The organism is Nocardia neocaledoniensis (genome assembly GCF_003182135.1).
Classification (GTDB): Bacteria; Actinomycetota; Actinomycetes; order Mycobacteriales; family Mycobacteriaceae; genus Nocardia; species Nocardia neocaledoniensis.
In genome coordinates this window covers 101,915-114,917 of the sequence record NZ_QGTL01000007.1, presented here as the reverse complement: position 1 = coordinate 114,917, position 13,003 = coordinate 101,915, and the positions used below count along the sequence as shown (strand labels likewise).

Here is a 13,003-nt window from a genome sequence, read left to right as displayed (position 1 = left end):
GTCTGCTCAGTTGCCGGAGGTCTGGGCCGAGCCGGTGCTCATCGAGCTGCTGAGCAGGCCGAGCAGCAGGCTCAGGATGCCGCCGTCGCCACTGCTGCCACTGTTGTTTTCGGTGATGTAGTAAAGCATGGTGCAACTCCAGTTGATGCTTTGTGACGTCGCCGTCACTGGCCATTTGCCATCTCGGACGATACTCAGCCCTAAAGTGAAGTGAGGCCGTTTTAAAGGAATTCCCTAGAACTTTCTTGCCGCTTGTGCGCGTCCGACAGGAGTTGGCAGGATGGCGACCACATGACGACGATCGATATCGCGAACGACAGCCTCGACGGACTGTCGGTGGGAGACGCACTGGGGGCACAGTTCTTCGTTCCGGGCCGCTCCGTGGCGGAACTTCTGGCGGGCCGCCCACCCGCGGGGCCGTGGGAGTGGACCGACGACACCGAGATGGCCTGCTCGGTCCTGAGCGAGTTGCGCACACGTGGCCGGATCGATCCGACGGCCCTGGCCGCGGTCTTCGCCGACCGGTGCGAGCCCTACCGCGGCTACAGCGGTGGCACAGTCGCTCTGCTGCACCAGATCCGCGACGGCAGGCCATGGGCGGAGGCCGCCGCCGCCCTGTTCGACGGTCGCGGCTCGTGGGGCAACGGCGCCGCGATGCGCGTGGCGCCACTCGGCGCGTTCCTCGCCGGCGATCTCGACCGCGCCGCGGCCGAGGCGGCGTCGTCGGCCGAGGTGACGCACGCGCACCCGGAGGCGATCGTCGGGGCGATGGCGGTCGCCGTCGCGGCGAGTCATGCGGCGAATGCTCGCGGACGGGACTGTGCGCCAGGGGAACTGGCGATCACGGCGTGCGTCGAGGCCGGTGGCGACGCGGACACCACCGCCGCCATCGTCGGCGGGATCGTCGCGGCGCGGACCGGAATCGGCGGCGAGGGCGGTGTGCCCGCGGGGTGGCTCGAGGCACGGGAGGAGCTGCCGGACTGGGGCCGCTCGTGATGAAATACGACCCTGGGGGGAGGAATGCGGGGGCCGCCCTACCTATGCTTACTGAGACCGACCGTCACACGCATCCCGGAGGCACCGTTGCCCAACAATCTCGAAGCCAGCATCGATATCGCCGCCGCGCCGGAGAAGGTGTGGTCGATCCTGGCCGATCTCCGTCGGGTCTCCGAGCTCAGCCCGACGACGCTCAAGATGATCCCGCTCGGCGGCGTCCGTGACGGCGTGTTCACCGTCAACGTCAACAAGGTGGGCTGGAAGGTCTACCCGACCACCTCGCGCATCGTGGCCTTCGAGCCCAACCGGTCCTTCGCGTTCCGGATGAACGAGAACCGCACGGTGTGGCGCTACGACCTCGAGCCGACCGCCACCGGCACCCGCGTGGTGGAGACCCGCACCGTCGACGCCAAGGGCCTGCCCGGCTGGCTGCGCGGGACCATCAAGGTGGCCATGGGTGGCGAGGAGAAGTTCGAGGCCGACCTCGTCGCCGGTATGGAGGAGACTCTGCGCAAGGTCAAGGCCGCCGCGGAGCGCTGACCCAGCGATATCCCGAGAGCCCGCCGGATCCGTCCGGCGGGCTCTCCGCGTTCTAGGGCAGGTCCTGCCTGACCTCCTCGAAGGCCTGCGCGGTCCGGGCCAGCAGCGCGGTCAAGGTGGCGAACTCGTCGGCGGTGAAGCGGTCGCCGACGGCGCGCTCCACGGCGATCGCGCGCGCGTCGGCCGCGGCGGTCAGCTCCTTGCCGCTCTCGGTCAGCCGCGTCTCGAGCACGTTCTTGTGCCATTCGTGCGGTGAGCGTTCGACCAGGCCGCGCTCCTGCAGGTTGGTCAGGACGGTGTTCATGGTCGGCGGCGTCACCCCCGCCAGGCGCGCGAGGGCGGCGGCCGAGATGCCGGGGTTCTCCGCGAGGTACATCAACGCGCTGAACTGCGGAACCGTCAGCCCGGCCGGTTTGAGCGCGGCCGTCTTCGCCGCGATCATCGCTTGCTCGGCACGCTTGAGAAACGTGCCCAGCCTCTCGGTCGAGGGCATGGACGTCATGGGGGCATGGTATCCGTCGACTCGAGGTAACGCTCTTGACGATCATTAGAGTTCTAATCTACATTTCTGCTCGTTGCATGATGTCTGGCATTACATGAACGAGAGGCTTCATCATGATCAGGACCGGTACGACCCTCGCGGTAGCCATCGCTTGCCTGGCCGTCACCGCCTGCGGTACCGATGCCCCGGCCGCCGCACCCACCCTGAGCACCGCCTATGAACTCCCCGGCGCCGCCGTCTACCCCGAGGGCATCGCGGTGGACGCCCGCACCGGCGACAGCTATGTCGGCTCCTATGCCGACGGCACCGTGTACCGGGCCGCCGGTGCCGCGACCCGCGCCGAGGTGTTCCTGCCCGCGGGCGCCGACGGCCGCAAGACCACCAACGGACTGCGCGTCGACCGCGCGGGCAGGCTGTGGGTGATCGACTCGACCGCGGGAGTCACGGTGTACGACACCACCTCTCGTGCCCTGCTCGCCCGATTCGATGCGCCGGGAACGGCTCCGCGCTTCGTGAACGATCTCGCCTTCGGCGCCGACGGCAGCGCCTACCTCACCGACAGCGTGCGCAACGTCGTCTACCGCGCGAGTGCCGACGGGATCGCCACGGGCCGAGGCGAATTGACCGTCGCGTTCGATCTCGCGCCGATCCTCGGACCGCGCGATCCGAAGACGTTCGAGCTCAACGGAATCGTGGCCGACGAGGCCGGGACCCACCTGCTGGTCGTGGCGATGTCGGCGGGCGAGCTGTATCGCATCGACCTGTCCGGCGCCGAGCCGATCCGCAAGGTGGCGCTGAGCGGCGGCGACGTGCGCCACGGCGACGGCATGGAACTGCGCGGCGACACCCTGTGGGTGGTCCACAACACCGACAACACCATCAGCCGCTGGCGCGTCACCGACAACGGCGCCGCCGCGACGCGGGAGCGGGAATTCCACGATCCCGCGCTGAGCATCCCCACCACGATGGCGCACCGCGGCGACCGCGCGCTGATCGTGTCGTCGCAGTTCGACAAGGGCGGACCGATGGGTGGGGACGCGAAGCCGGGGCCCTTCGTGGTGTCAGCGCTCGACGGACTCTGAGCGCACGAAATCCTCCAGTACCGTGACGAATTCGTCCGGCTGCTCGACCTGCGGGGAATGACCCGCGTGCTCGACCAGATGGGTGCGCGCCCCCGCCGCGGCGAAGCGGGCCAGCGTGGCGGTGCTGTCGTAGAGGTGATCGTGTCTGCCGTGAATCGCCAGCACGGGCAGGTCGAGGGCTGCCACGCGCTCGTCGAGCGGGTGCGCGGCGAGGTCGTCGGCGCGGCCGCTGACGGCATAGGCCATGGCGGCCGGGACAGCGCCGCGGAAGTCCCGGACCACCGCCTCGGCCAGGCCGGGCGCGGAGTCGTAGCGGAAACGGGGCGCGAAGACACTGCGGTTGGCCAGCCGGATCAGCACGCCGGGGGTCAAGCGTTGCGCCCACCGCACCGTCGACGGGCGGACCACCCAGCGGGCGACGCCGGGGATGTTCGCGGCGCGATAGTCCGGCGCCTGGCCGACCAGGACCACCCGCCCCACCCGCGAGGTGGTGGTCGCGAGTTCGAGCGCGATCTCGGCGCCGAAGGAATGACCGACGACGGTCACATCCGTCAGCTCGAGCTCGTCCAGCAGCGCCGCGATCGGGGCCGTGCGTGACGCCGCGTCGAACCGGCCCGTCTCGGCGCCGTGATCGCGCACGTCGACGCGGATCACCCGGAACGAGCGCGCGAGCCGTTCGGCGACGCCGGCGAACCAGTCGACCGAGCCGGGGATGCCGTGGACGCACACGATCGCCGGAGCGCTCCGTTCACCTTCGTCCACAAACACCACGATTCACCCTAACGCGCGTCCGAGGGCATGCGCCGCGGCCCGGATCTAGGCTGTCGCTCATGGTCACCGCCCTGCTGTACGGCCTCGGTACCGTGGTTCCCCTGCTGATCGGCGTCGCGATCGGCCTGCGGTGGTCGCTGCCGAGACCCGTGCTCGGGGCGCTGATGGCATTCGGCGCCGGCACCATGATCGCGGCGGTCTCGGAGGAACTGTTCGAGCCCGCGTTCCGTGGGCAGGGCGCGCTCGTCGCCGGTGGCGCGCTGTTCCTCGGCGCCGCGGTGTACGTCGTCGCCAACTACTTCATCGAGGAGAAGCTGGGCGCCGCCGCGATCGGCTGGGCGCTGCTGCTGGGCACGGTCCTCGACGGGATCCCGGAGAACACCGCGCTCGGCGTCTCGCTCGCCGGTGGCGGCGGCGTGGTGCTGGTGGTCGCGATCGCGGCGGGCAATGTCCCGGAGGCGCTCAGCGGCGCGACCCTGATGCGCGACCGGCACGCCTTCGGCACCGTGCGCATCTTCGCGCTGTGGCTGATCACCGGCGCGGTGCTCGTGCTGGTGACGGTGCTGGGACATGTTCTCGCCGAGGACATCTCACCCACCGCCATCGGCGCCGTCCAAGCCTTCGCCGGTGGCGCGACCATCGCCGTGCTTGCCGATTCGCTCATTCCGGAGGCCTATCGCGAGGGCGGCTGGTGGGTGGGGATGGCCACGGCAGCCGGGTTCTTCGTCGCCTTCGCGCTGGGGTGAGTCAGCGGGTCATGCGGCGTCGCGCGCGGGTCATCATGCGCGGCACGAGCCGCCGGTGGGCGAGGCCGGCCAGCGCGAAGTAGATCCGGCCGAACCGATTGCGGTAGCGCACAACGGTCGTCAGTGTCACCGTGCCGTCGACGACGCGGACCGAGGCGACGAACTCGAGCATCGGCATGGTCTTGCCGGTGAGGTGTTCGGTATCCGAGCGCGCCTGGTCGGGGAAGGCATTGCGGCCGAAGATGGCGCGCGTCCACGCGGCGGGGTCGGTGCTCGCGCCCGGCGGCACCGCGACGGAATACTCGTCGACATAGTCGGGGTCGACGATGGCCGCGGCGGCGAGCGGCGCCGAGGAGGAAAGCGACATGTCGCCCACGGTAGTCGCGCCGGTTGAACACCCATTGACAGCCGCTCAGCTGCGAATATTCTGCGGGCAGGTATCATTCGCCGCCTAGCAGTAGCGGTAACGGGGCGCGTCGAATACGCTTCGCCGCGGATGAAGACGCCTCATGGAGGGACGAGTGATCACTCCGCACAGGCCGGAGGACGTGGCCGACGCCCGGCATACCGTGCCATTGACCCAGCTGATACACCTGATGGCGGAGTATCAGCAGCTCGGCGCACACCGTGACACCTTCCTCGCCACGCCCGCCGACGACACCTTCGTGCGCGGCTGCGGCATCATCGCGGGCACCACCGCGACCATCGGCGTGATCACCGCCGCCGTCGGCTCCTGGCAGGGCGGTGTGGCGCTGCTCGTGCTCGCCGCTGTGCCCGTCCTGCTCGCGCTGCGGCGCGGAATCCTCAACCGGCAGAACCGGGCCGCGCGGATCGACCTGTTCGACAACGGGGTCACCGTCTATCGCTCCGGCCAGCGCGTCGCCGGATTCCGTTGGGACAGTACCGAAGTGCGCCAGCAGATGATCCCCTTCCACGACACCGCGGCCGTGTCCTACGTGCTCGAACTCACCGGACCCGGCACCGCCGAGACCACCATCGACGAAGAGGGCTTCGCCCGCGCCCGCGAATGGGCCCGCGCCATCCAATCCGCCGTCACCGCAACACAACTCCCCCTCGCCGTCGCCGCCATCGACAACGGCGAAACCGTCGCCTTCGGCGACCTCGGCCTCTCCCTGGACGCCCTCACCTGGCGCGGCGAATCCTTCCCCTGGGAGAACATCCAGCTCATCGACGCCCGTAGCGGCCACATCCGCGTCAAACACGCGGGCACCTGGCTCTCCCTCACCCCCGTGAGCACCATCCCCAACTTCTACATCTTCAACGAACTCGCCGAGAGATTGCGGTTGACGCCGGTGGGCTGAGGTTAGTGGTCAGCGCTTTCCCCGTCAGCCGCTTTCTTCGACAGACCGATCAGACTACCCACGCCCGCCCACAGCAGTACCGCTCCGACACCGATCTTGGCCCAGTCGATCGCGTTGTTGGCGAACCTCACGTCTTCGTAGCTGCCACCGGATTTCGCCGTTGCGCACGTTTCGCCCGGGCGCAGGTCATAGCCGGAGAAGTCCAAGAGAAAGACGTTCCAGGTCGGGCAGGTAACCACGTCGTTGAGCAGACCGAACAGCCCCGACAGGACCAGCCAGCCGCAGATGATTGCCAGCAACACACTGAACACCCAGTACTTGCGCACCGTTCGCACGATCGCCATGTCAACTCCCGATTATGCGAAGGCAAGCGACCCGACAAACCGGATGCGCCCTCGCTACCCTCTTGGGGCCGCCCGATACACGGTGACCGGTAGTCATGGTGCCAGAGCCCGCTCACGAATCGCGCGGGACCCCGGTGCCCGTAAGCAGCAACAGGTTCAGCACCGGAGATTGCAGGCGCTCTCAGCGCGGAGCTTGCCGCTGTAGGCGTGGCAGCCCCTACTCAGATGCAGACTGATAGGTTCGGTGCGACGGAGAGGGGAGAGAAGTGAGCGAGACTTTGCTTGCCGTGCCCAGCGAAATCGCTGGCCTGGGCAATCTCACTAGCGAGGTGGGCGCAGATGCGAATAGCGCAGCACATTTCATAGGACAACACGGCCAACCTGCCGATTGGCTTCACGGCCCGATCATCGATGACTTGATCCAGCCGTTCATCGAAGTCGCCAACGCCACGAAAGTTCGCATGGCGCTCGCCGCCCGCACAACGCAGGACACCGGCACCGAACTCAATAAAGCTGCCTGGATGTATCACGACCAGGATCAGCAGAACTACAACGCACTCAACAGCCACACGATGTACATCGACGATGGTCAATCGTCGAGTCCCAATGTCGAGCGGTCGGGCATCACCCAGCAATATGATGGCGCGGCCACCTACAGCAAGCCCAAGAAATTCGAACTGAAAGAGCCGCAGGCAAACAAAGAAGACACAGCCGAACTTATCGGCCAGATCGCGCCGACGCTCAAAGACGTCAACGACACCATCAAAGATGTCGCTCGCATGGCGGGCAAGGACATCGATCCGCTAGGCATGTGCCTCGACAAGATCCCCGGAAACTGGAGCGAAATCCGGCGGATCGGAGAAGCCCACAAGGCTGCCGGAAACGGCATGGAGGCCTGCGGCGACAATCTCGAGTCCGGCATGAAACAGGTCGACCGCTCCTGGAACGGCAAGGCAGCCATTTCCTTCAACGACTGGGCCAACAAGCAGATTCCCGCCATGAAATGGGAAGGCCCCGTCGGCCGAGTTGTGAGCGATGCTTTCGGTGTTGTCGCCAACGAGATCCGGGAAGCAATCCGAGTTGTTCTTACCAAGCTGTGGGATGTCATCAACAGCCAGATCGATTTCTCGGACCTGAAGGGCGCCTTCAAGACAGTCTTCCGGAAGGTTCCAGGGGTCGGGACGGCCTACGAATTGATCTCCCTCGGCTTGAAGTTCGCCGAGATCGTCCAATTCGCGATCGATGCTGTCAAGAAGATCAAAGAACTTGTCGACAAGGTGATCAAACTACTCGACTTCCTGAAGGACCCGGTTGCGGGCGGAAAACAAATGTTGAACGACTACATGGCACCCGTCATGGACAAAGTCGCCGACGCCACGCACAAAGCTGCCATCGCACAAGACGTCGCCAAAATATCGCAAGTGAACGACACTCTCAACAGTCCCGATACCGGATATGAAATCGGGTCCGGTACAGAACCGTGGGCAGACTCATGAATCAGCGTTCCGAGTCTCGAGTCCGAGCAGACCAGCTAGCCGCGGGCACGATCGTCGCTCTGTGTGCGGTGATGAGCGCGTGTGCAACCAGCGAAACGAGCGAGACCGCATCGACACCGACGCCCTCGGGATCTTCGCTCACCAGCACATTTGCCCGTCCGGTATCGCCCGGGCCGCCGCAAGCGGGACTGAAGAAGCCCGTCACTTTCGACCCGTGCTTCCGTATCGGCGATGACCTTGTAGCCGAAGCCGGTTTCTCGCCGATTACTCGTGCGCGGTCAGCCGGCGAGTCCGCCACTGACTCGATGGTTGTCATCGGCTGTTCGTTCTATCGCGTGACGACGGTGGATGGCGAAGAGACGATTCTCGCAGGTCTCACCGTTCAGGCGACCAATACCGCACTGTCCGAAGTCGAAACCAGTTCAGAGTTCCAGGATGTCGTCGACAAGTACGAAATCAACGGCCGACGTGCTGTCCTGTACACGTTGAAAGCGCTGCCTGAAACGTGTACCGCAGCTGTCGACACCGACGAGGGCATGTTGCGGATGACATACATGCCAGTCGCGGAAGATTCCGTCGGGCCATGTGACCAGGTGCGCACTGTGGCTCCCATACTGGCCGCCAGCCTGGATTCGAAATAGTCCACACCGCCGAAAGGAAGATGATGACCTCACCACAGTGGCGCAGAAGATCAGAGGCGAATCTCGACTCCGGCGTGGAGGCGCTTGTGCGCGAGGTGATGGGCGCCGTCGACGATCTGCGGACGGCACGCATCCAACTCGATAATCTCGACGTCGATGCGCTGATGACGGAACCGACGATGGTGGATGCCGAGTTCATGTCGGCTCTAGCAGCAGCAGACCAAGCCTCCCCGGCGCTCGTCGCATTCGCCGCCCGCGTGCGGGAGGGCGACTGCACATGGGGCGAGATCGAGTTCACAGCCGGCACGGTGCCACCGGAGGTCTTCGAACTGAAGAACTCGCCGCAATTCGTGTGGCAGTGGGCTTCTCCGGCACCACCCGAGCCACCGTCCGTTCCTCGGACCAAACTCGAGCCTGACGCCGTTGGCCCCAGTGATTGGCCGGATGACTTCGACGAGTACCCCGATGGCGGGAGGTCGTGGCTCGTCTGACCGCGGACAGACCGAAGGCCGGTCCACTTGGGGTGGACCGGCCTTCGGGTGTTGCGGGGGCTAGCTGATCCGGGGGATCAGAAGTCCATGCCGCCCATGCCGCCGGTGGGGTCGCCCGCGGGGGCGGCCTTCTCCGGCTTGTCGGCGACGACGGCCTCGGTGGTGAGGAACAGGGCCGCGATGGAGGCCGCGTTCTGCAGGGCCGAGCGGGTGACCTTGACCGGGTCGGCGACGCCGGCGGCCAGCAGGTCCTCGTACTCGTTGGTCTGGGCGTTGAGGCCCTGACCCGCGGGCAGGTTGGCGACCTTCTCGGCCACGACGCCGGGCTCGAGGCCGGCGTTGAAGGCGATCTGCTTCAGCGGAGCCGACAGCGCCACGCGGACGATGTTGGCGCCGGTGGCCTCGTCGCCGTCGAGCTTCAGCTCGTCCAGCGCGGGGGCCGACTGCAGCAGAGCCACGCCACCACCGGCGACGATGCCCTCTTCGACGGCAGCCTTCGCGTTGCGGACGGCGTCCTCGATGCGGTGCTTGCGCTCCTTGAGCTCGACCTCGGTCGCCGCGCCGGCCTTGATCACCGCGACACCGCCGGCCAGCTTGGCCAGGCGCTCCTGCAGCTTCTCACGGTCGTAGTCGGAGTCCGAGTTCTCGATCTCGCTGCGGATCTGCGCCACGCGGCCCTTGATGGCCTCCGCGTCGCCCGCGCCCTCGACGATGGTGGTCTCGTCCTTGGTGACGACGACCTTGCGCGCCTGGCCGAGCAGCTCGATGCCGGCGGTCTCCAGCGAGAGGCCGACCTCTTCGCTGATGACCTCGCCACCGGTGAGGATGGCGATGTCGGCGAGCTGGGCCTTGCGGCGGTCACCGAAGCCCGGGGCCTTGACGGCGACGGACTTGAAGGTGCCACGGATCTTGTTCACGACGAGGGTCGACAGGGCTTCGCCCTCGATGTCCTCGGCGATGATCAGCAGCGGCTTGCCGGCCTGGATGACCTTCTCCAGCAGCGGCAGCAGGTCCTTGACGGTCGAGATCTTCGACGAGACCAGCAGGATGTACGGGTCCTCGAGGACCGCTTCCTGACGCTCGGGGTCGGTCACGAAGTAACCGGAGATGTAGCCCTTGTCGAAGCGCATGCCCTCGGTGAGCTCCAGCTGGAGCCCGAAGGTGTTGCTCTCCTCGACGGTGATGACGCCTTCCTTGCCGACCTTGTCCATGGCCTCGGCGATCAGCTCACCGATGGACGCGTCGCCGGCCGAGATACCGGCGGTAGCGGCGATCTGCTCCTTGGTCTCGACCTCCTTGGCGGTGTCGAGCAGCTTGGCGGTGACGGCCTCGACGGCCTTCTCGATGCCACGCTTCAGGCCGAGCGGGTTCGCGCCGGCGGCGACGTTGCGCAGGCCCTCACGCACGAGCGCCTGGGCGAGCACGGTGGCGGTGGTGGTGCCGTCGCCCGCGACGTCGTCGGTCTTCTTGGCGACTTCCTTGACCAGCTCGGCGCCGATCTTCTCGTACGGGTCCTCGAGGTCGATCTCCTTGGCGATGGACACACCATCGTTGGTGATCGTGGGGGCGCCCCACTTCTTCTCGAGCACGACGTTGCGACCCTTCGGGCCCAGCGTCACCTTGACAGCGTCGGCGAGGGCGTTCAGACCCCGCTCGAGACCGCGACGGGCCTCTTCGTCGTACGCAATTGTCTTGGCCATTGCGTTGAGATCCTCCACATGTCTATGGCTGACACACGAGACGACCACAGGTTGGATCGCCCCAAAGTACGCTGGCCAGGTGCGGTGCCCGCGACGGACGACCGAGGGTGTCGATGGAACCCGGTCTCACCGTCCCGACCTGGCACTCAACAGATGCGAGTGCCAAGCCATTTTTAGCACTCGGGTGGTGAGAGTGCAAGGTTGCGCCCGGCGCGCGGGGCCGCGGCCGGGCGCGAGGGCGAACCTCAGTCCTGCTTCTCCGGCGCGGCCAGGAACTGATTCAGCAGCTCGACGAGTTCGGCCTCCACGACAGCCTTGTCCAGACCGAGGCCACTGAGCACGCCCGTGCCGTTCTCCTGCTCCAGCAGCGCGAGCAGGATGTGCTCGGTGCCGATGTAGTTGTGGCCGAGGCGCAGCGCCTCCCGAAACGTCAGTTCCAGCACCTTTTTCGTGTCGCCGTCGAACGGGATGAGGGCGGGAACCTCACCGTCGGTGACGGGCAGCGAGGCGACGGCGGCCGCACGCACGGCGTCCAGCGAGACACCCCGCGCGACGATCTCGCGCGCGGCCAGCCCCTCGGACTGGCCGATCAGGCCGAGGATCAGGTGCCCGAGCGCGATCTGACTGCTGTCGGTCTTCCTGGCCTCTTCCTGCGCGCCGACGACCACCTGCCTGGCGCGATCGGTGAACTTGGCGAAGCCGGCCTGCGGATCCATGGCGGCGGTGTCGCTCGGCCCCTTGGGGACGAATCGCTTCTGCACCGCCTGCTTGCTGACGCCCATACTGGCGCCGATGTCGGTCCAGGACGCGCCGGAGCGGCGGGCCTGGTCGACGAAGTGGCCGATCAGATGGTCGGCGGTCTCGCCGAGGTGGTTGGCGGCGACCACGGCGTCGGAGAGCTGGTCGAGGACGTTGTCGGGACGGGCCTTCTTGATGCCGTCGATCAGATCGTCGAGGCGGAAGTTCGGAGTGCTCATGTCGTCAACTCTAAGTTGACGAACCGCGGCCGTCAACCATTAGTTGACGATTCGGACATGGCAGAGTTGTCGGCATGGGGAGAGGTCGGAGCGCGGCCCGATGGGGACTGCGCGGCGTGGGGATCGTGGTGACACTGGCGTGCGTGGTCGCCGCCTGCCGGTTTCTCTGGCCGCAGCCGGACATCACCGCGCAGCCGGGGTCGACCGAGCGGCAGCTGGCCTTTGTGCGGGCCGCGCTCGACGACGGGGCGGATACCGCTGCTCAGCAACAGTTTCCGGAGGGCCACTTCTTCCTCAACGCGCTCTACGGCCTGGCGTGGGTGCAGGCGGCCCACACCGATCCGACTTTGCGCGACGAGGCGCTGCGGGAATCACGGTGGGCCCTGGCCCGAGTGGAGTCCGAGCAGGGCCGCGCGGTGTTCAGCCCTGCCCTGCGGCCCGCGTACGGGATCTTCTGGGCCGGCTGGACCAACTGGTTGCGCGGTGCGATCCTGACCCTCGATGCCACCGATCCCGTTGCGGTCCAGCGATTTTCCACGCACAGTGAGGAGATCGCCCAGGCCTTCGCCGCGTCGGCGACACCGTTCCTGCAGGCCTATCCCCGGCAGGCGTGGCCGGTCGACTCGACCGTGGCGATGGCCTCGCTGCGGTTGCACGACCACCTGTTCGAGGACCGGTACGCCGCGGTGACGGCGCGATGGCTCGACGCGGTGCGCGCCCGCCTGGATCCCGCCACCGGACTACTGCCGCACGAGGTTTCGCCTGACGGCGCCCAGCTCGACGGAGCACGGGCCACTTCGCAGTCCGTGATCCACCGGTTCCTGCCGGAGATCGACGCGGCCTTCGCGCGCGAGCAGTACACCGCGTACCGCGACCGGTACCTCGCCCACCCGGGCGGGTTCGGGCCTGCCCTGCGGGAGTATCCGCGCGGTGTCGACGGGGTCGGCGATGTGGATTCGGGTCCGCTGGTCGCCGGAATCAGCCTGTCCGCCACGGTCGTCGGGCTCGGGGCCGCCCGGGTGAACGGCGACAGCGAACTGGCGGCCGCGATCGGCGCCGAGGGTGAACTGCTCGGGTTGCCGGTCGACCTGCCCGGCTCCAAGCGGTACGCGCTCGGCGCGGTGCCCATCGGCGACGCGTTCGTGGTGTGGTCGTCGACCGCCCGGCTGCTGACCACCGAGCCGACCGTGGGCGACTGGGAGACACGCTGGTGGTGGCGCGTGCCGTGGCTGGTCTTGCTCGGCTTGATCGCCGTCCTCCCCTGGACAGGGCGACTCGTCGCGGCGATCCGCAACACATCGGGACGGGAGTCCGCACGAAAAGCGAAGGGGGCCAACAGCAGCGCCAGCGCCCGTTGGGGCCCTTGAGCTGGAACCCGGTGCGACCCCCACGCGC

16 protein-coding genes are annotated in these 13,003 nt (G+C 67.1%); 9 read left to right on the top strand and 7 right to left on the bottom strand.

All coding sequences use genetic code 11. The annotated features are described in order from the left end of the window. Nucleotides 1-6 precede the first annotated feature (6 nt). On the bottom strand, nucleotides 7-129 hold the full coding sequence (locus DFR69_RS35580) for a hypothetical protein (RefSeq protein ID WP_261774368.1): 123 nt from the start codon (nucleotides 127-129) through the stop codon (nucleotides 7-9). A gap of 162 nt (nucleotides 130-291) precedes the next feature. On the opposite strand from DFR69_RS35580, the gene DFR69_RS19785 reads away from it, so the two are divergent. Beyond that, on the top strand, nucleotides 292-996 hold the full coding sequence (locus tag DFR69_RS19785; protein ID WP_110039086.1) for an ADP-ribosylglycohydrolase family protein: 705 nt from the start codon (nucleotides 292-294) through the stop codon (nucleotides 994-996). A gap of 87 nt (nucleotides 997-1,083) precedes the next feature. Continuing rightward, nucleotides 1,084-1,536, top strand: a complete 453-nt coding sequence (locus DFR69_RS19780; protein WP_110039085.1) for an SRPBCC family protein — start codon at nucleotides 1,084-1,086, stop codon at nucleotides 1,534-1,536. A gap of 52 nt (nucleotides 1,537-1,588) precedes the next feature. Here DFR69_RS19780 and DFR69_RS19775 read toward each other — a convergent pair whose 3' ends face one another. Then, complete coding sequence (locus DFR69_RS19775) at nucleotides 1,589-2,038, bottom strand: MarR family winged helix-turn-helix transcriptional regulator (protein ID WP_233001050.1); 450 nt, start codon at nucleotides 2,036-2,038, stop codon at nucleotides 1,589-1,591. Nucleotides 2,039-2,151: 113 nt separating this feature from the next. On the opposite strand from DFR69_RS19775, the gene DFR69_RS19770 reads away from it, so the two are divergent. Further along, the gene (locus DFR69_RS19770) at nucleotides 2,152-3,120 is read left to right on the top strand and encodes an SMP-30/gluconolactonase/LRE family protein (RefSeq protein WP_110039084.1); all 969 of its coding nucleotides are present in this window, start codon (nucleotides 2,152-2,154) and stop codon (nucleotides 3,118-3,120) included. Here DFR69_RS19770 and DFR69_RS19765 read toward each other — a convergent pair. Beyond that, a complete protein-coding gene (locus tag DFR69_RS19765) occupies nucleotides 3,100-3,882 on the bottom strand; it encodes an alpha/beta fold hydrolase (RefSeq protein ID WP_167456336.1) in 783 nt (260 codons plus the stop codon). The two genes, DFR69_RS19770 and DFR69_RS19765, sit on opposite strands and share 21 nt — an antisense overlap. Nucleotides 3,883-3,950: 68 nt before the next feature. Here DFR69_RS19765 and DFR69_RS19760 point away from each other — a divergent pair, with 68 nt between their 5' ends. Then, the gene (locus DFR69_RS19760; RefSeq protein WP_110039082.1) at nucleotides 3,951-4,637 is read left to right on the top strand and encodes a ZIP family metal transporter; all 687 of its coding nucleotides are present in this window, start codon (nucleotides 3,951-3,953) and stop codon (nucleotides 4,635-4,637) included. A 1-nt stretch (nucleotide 4,638) separates the two neighbouring features. Here DFR69_RS19760 and DFR69_RS19755 read toward each other — a convergent pair whose 3' ends face one another. Beyond that, nucleotides 4,639-5,004, bottom strand: coding sequence for a DUF2867 domain-containing protein (locus DFR69_RS19755; protein WP_110039081.1), 366 nt, complete (start codon nucleotides 5,002-5,004; stop codon nucleotides 4,639-4,641). Between the two features lie 154 nt (nucleotides 5,005-5,158). On the opposite strand from DFR69_RS19755, the gene DFR69_RS19750 reads away from it, so the two are divergent. After that, a complete protein-coding gene (locus tag DFR69_RS19750) occupies nucleotides 5,159-5,959 on the top strand; it encodes a DUF6585 family protein (RefSeq protein WP_244198360.1) in 801 nt (266 codons plus the stop codon). 2 nt (nucleotides 5,960-5,961) lie between these two features. On the opposite strand, the gene DFR69_RS19745 is transcribed toward DFR69_RS19750, so the two are convergent. Then, on the bottom strand, nucleotides 5,962-6,303 hold the full coding sequence (locus tag DFR69_RS19745) for a LysM peptidoglycan-binding domain-containing protein (RefSeq protein ID WP_110039080.1): 342 nt from the start codon (nucleotides 6,301-6,303) through the stop codon (nucleotides 5,962-5,964). A 266-nt stretch (nucleotides 6,304-6,569) separates the two neighbouring features. Between DFR69_RS19745 and DFR69_RS19740 the strand changes: the two genes are divergently transcribed. Genes DFR69_RS19740 through DFR69_RS19730 form a run of 3 tightly spaced genes read left to right on the top strand, consistent with a single transcriptional unit; the run spans nucleotide 6,570 to nucleotide 8,931 of the window. Further along, nucleotides 6,570-7,799, top strand: a complete 1,230-nt coding sequence (locus tag DFR69_RS19740; protein WP_146229369.1) for a hypothetical protein — start codon at nucleotides 6,570-6,572, stop codon at nucleotides 7,797-7,799. Then, nucleotides 7,796-8,440, top strand: a complete 645-nt coding sequence (locus tag DFR69_RS19735) for a DUF3558 domain-containing protein (protein WP_110039078.1) — start codon at nucleotides 7,796-7,798, stop codon at nucleotides 8,438-8,440. Before DFR69_RS19740 ends, DFR69_RS19735 begins: the two co-directional genes overlap by 4 nt. A 23-nt stretch (nucleotides 8,441-8,463) precedes the next feature. Further along, nucleotides 8,464-8,931: a hypothetical protein gene (locus DFR69_RS19730; RefSeq protein WP_110039324.1), complete on the top strand. Its 468-nt coding sequence runs from the start codon at nucleotides 8,464-8,466 to the stop codon at nucleotides 8,929-8,931. A 77-nt stretch (nucleotides 8,932-9,008) separates the two neighbouring features. On the opposite strand, the gene groL is transcribed toward DFR69_RS19730, so the two are convergent. Together groL and DFR69_RS19720 are read right to left on the bottom strand one after the other, a co-directional pair. Next, nucleotides 9,009-10,631, bottom strand: a complete 1,623-nt coding sequence (groL, locus tag DFR69_RS19725; protein WP_110039323.1) for a chaperonin GroEL — start codon at nucleotides 10,629-10,631, stop codon at nucleotides 9,009-9,011. A gap of 245 nt (nucleotides 10,632-10,876) precedes the next feature. Continuing rightward, the gene (locus DFR69_RS19720; protein WP_110039077.1) at nucleotides 10,877-11,608 is read right to left on the bottom strand and encodes a Clp protease N-terminal domain-containing protein; all 732 of its coding nucleotides are present in this window, start codon (nucleotides 11,606-11,608) and stop codon (nucleotides 10,877-10,879) included. A 74-nt stretch (nucleotides 11,609-11,682) separates the two neighbouring features. Here DFR69_RS19720 and DFR69_RS19715 point away from each other — a divergent pair, with 74 nt between their 5' ends. After that, nucleotides 11,683-12,975, top strand: coding sequence for a hypothetical protein (locus tag DFR69_RS19715; protein ID WP_146229368.1), 1,293 nt, complete (start codon nucleotides 11,683-11,685; stop codon nucleotides 12,973-12,975). Nucleotides 12,976-13,003: the final 28 nt, after the last annotated feature.

What these genes read in the sequence shown, in the direction of transcription:
- DFR69_RS19755 (WP_110039081.1), bottom strand. Translation starts at nt 5,004, where the DNA reads ATGTCGCTTTCCTCCTCGGCGCCGCTCGCCGCCGCGGCCATCGTCGAC.
- DFR69_RS35580 (WP_261774368.1), bottom strand. Translation starts at nt 129, where the DNA reads ATGCTTTACTACATCACCGAAAACAACAGTGGCAGCAGTGGCGACGGC.
- DFR69_RS19730 (WP_110039324.1), top strand. Translation starts at nt 8,464, where the DNA reads ATGACCTCACCACAGTGGCGCAGAAGATCAGAGGCGAATCTCGACTCC.
- DFR69_RS19775 (WP_233001050.1), bottom strand. Translation starts at nt 2,038, where the DNA reads ATGACGTCCATGCCCTCGACCGAGAGGCTGGGCACGTTTCTCAAGCGT.
- DFR69_RS19715 (WP_146229368.1), top strand. Translation starts at nt 11,683, where the DNA reads ATGGGGAGAGGTCGGAGCGCGGCCCGATGGGGACTGCGCGGCGTGGGG.
- DFR69_RS19720 (WP_110039077.1), bottom strand. Translation starts at nt 11,608, where the DNA reads ATGAGCACTCCGAACTTCCGCCTCGACGATCTGATCGACGGCATCAAG.
- DFR69_RS19785 (WP_110039086.1), top strand. Translation starts at nt 292, where the DNA reads ATGACGACGATCGATATCGCGAACGACAGCCTCGACGGACTGTCGGTG.
- DFR69_RS19735 (WP_110039078.1), top strand. Translation starts at nt 7,796, where the DNA reads ATGAATCAGCGTTCCGAGTCTCGAGTCCGAGCAGACCAGCTAGCCGCG.
- DFR69_RS19770 (WP_110039084.1), top strand. Translation starts at nt 2,152, where the DNA reads ATGATCAGGACCGGTACGACCCTCGCGGTAGCCATCGCTTGCCTGGCC.
- DFR69_RS19745 (WP_110039080.1), bottom strand. Translation starts at nt 6,303, where the DNA reads ATGGCGATCGTGCGAACGGTGCGCAAGTACTGGGTGTTCAGTGTGTTG.
- groL (WP_110039323.1), bottom strand. Translation starts at nt 10,631, where the DNA reads ATGGCCAAGACAATTGCGTACGACGAAGAGGCCCGTCGCGGTCTCGAG.
- DFR69_RS19760 (WP_110039082.1), top strand. Translation starts at nt 3,951, where the DNA reads ATGGTCACCGCCCTGCTGTACGGCCTCGGTACCGTGGTTCCCCTGCTG.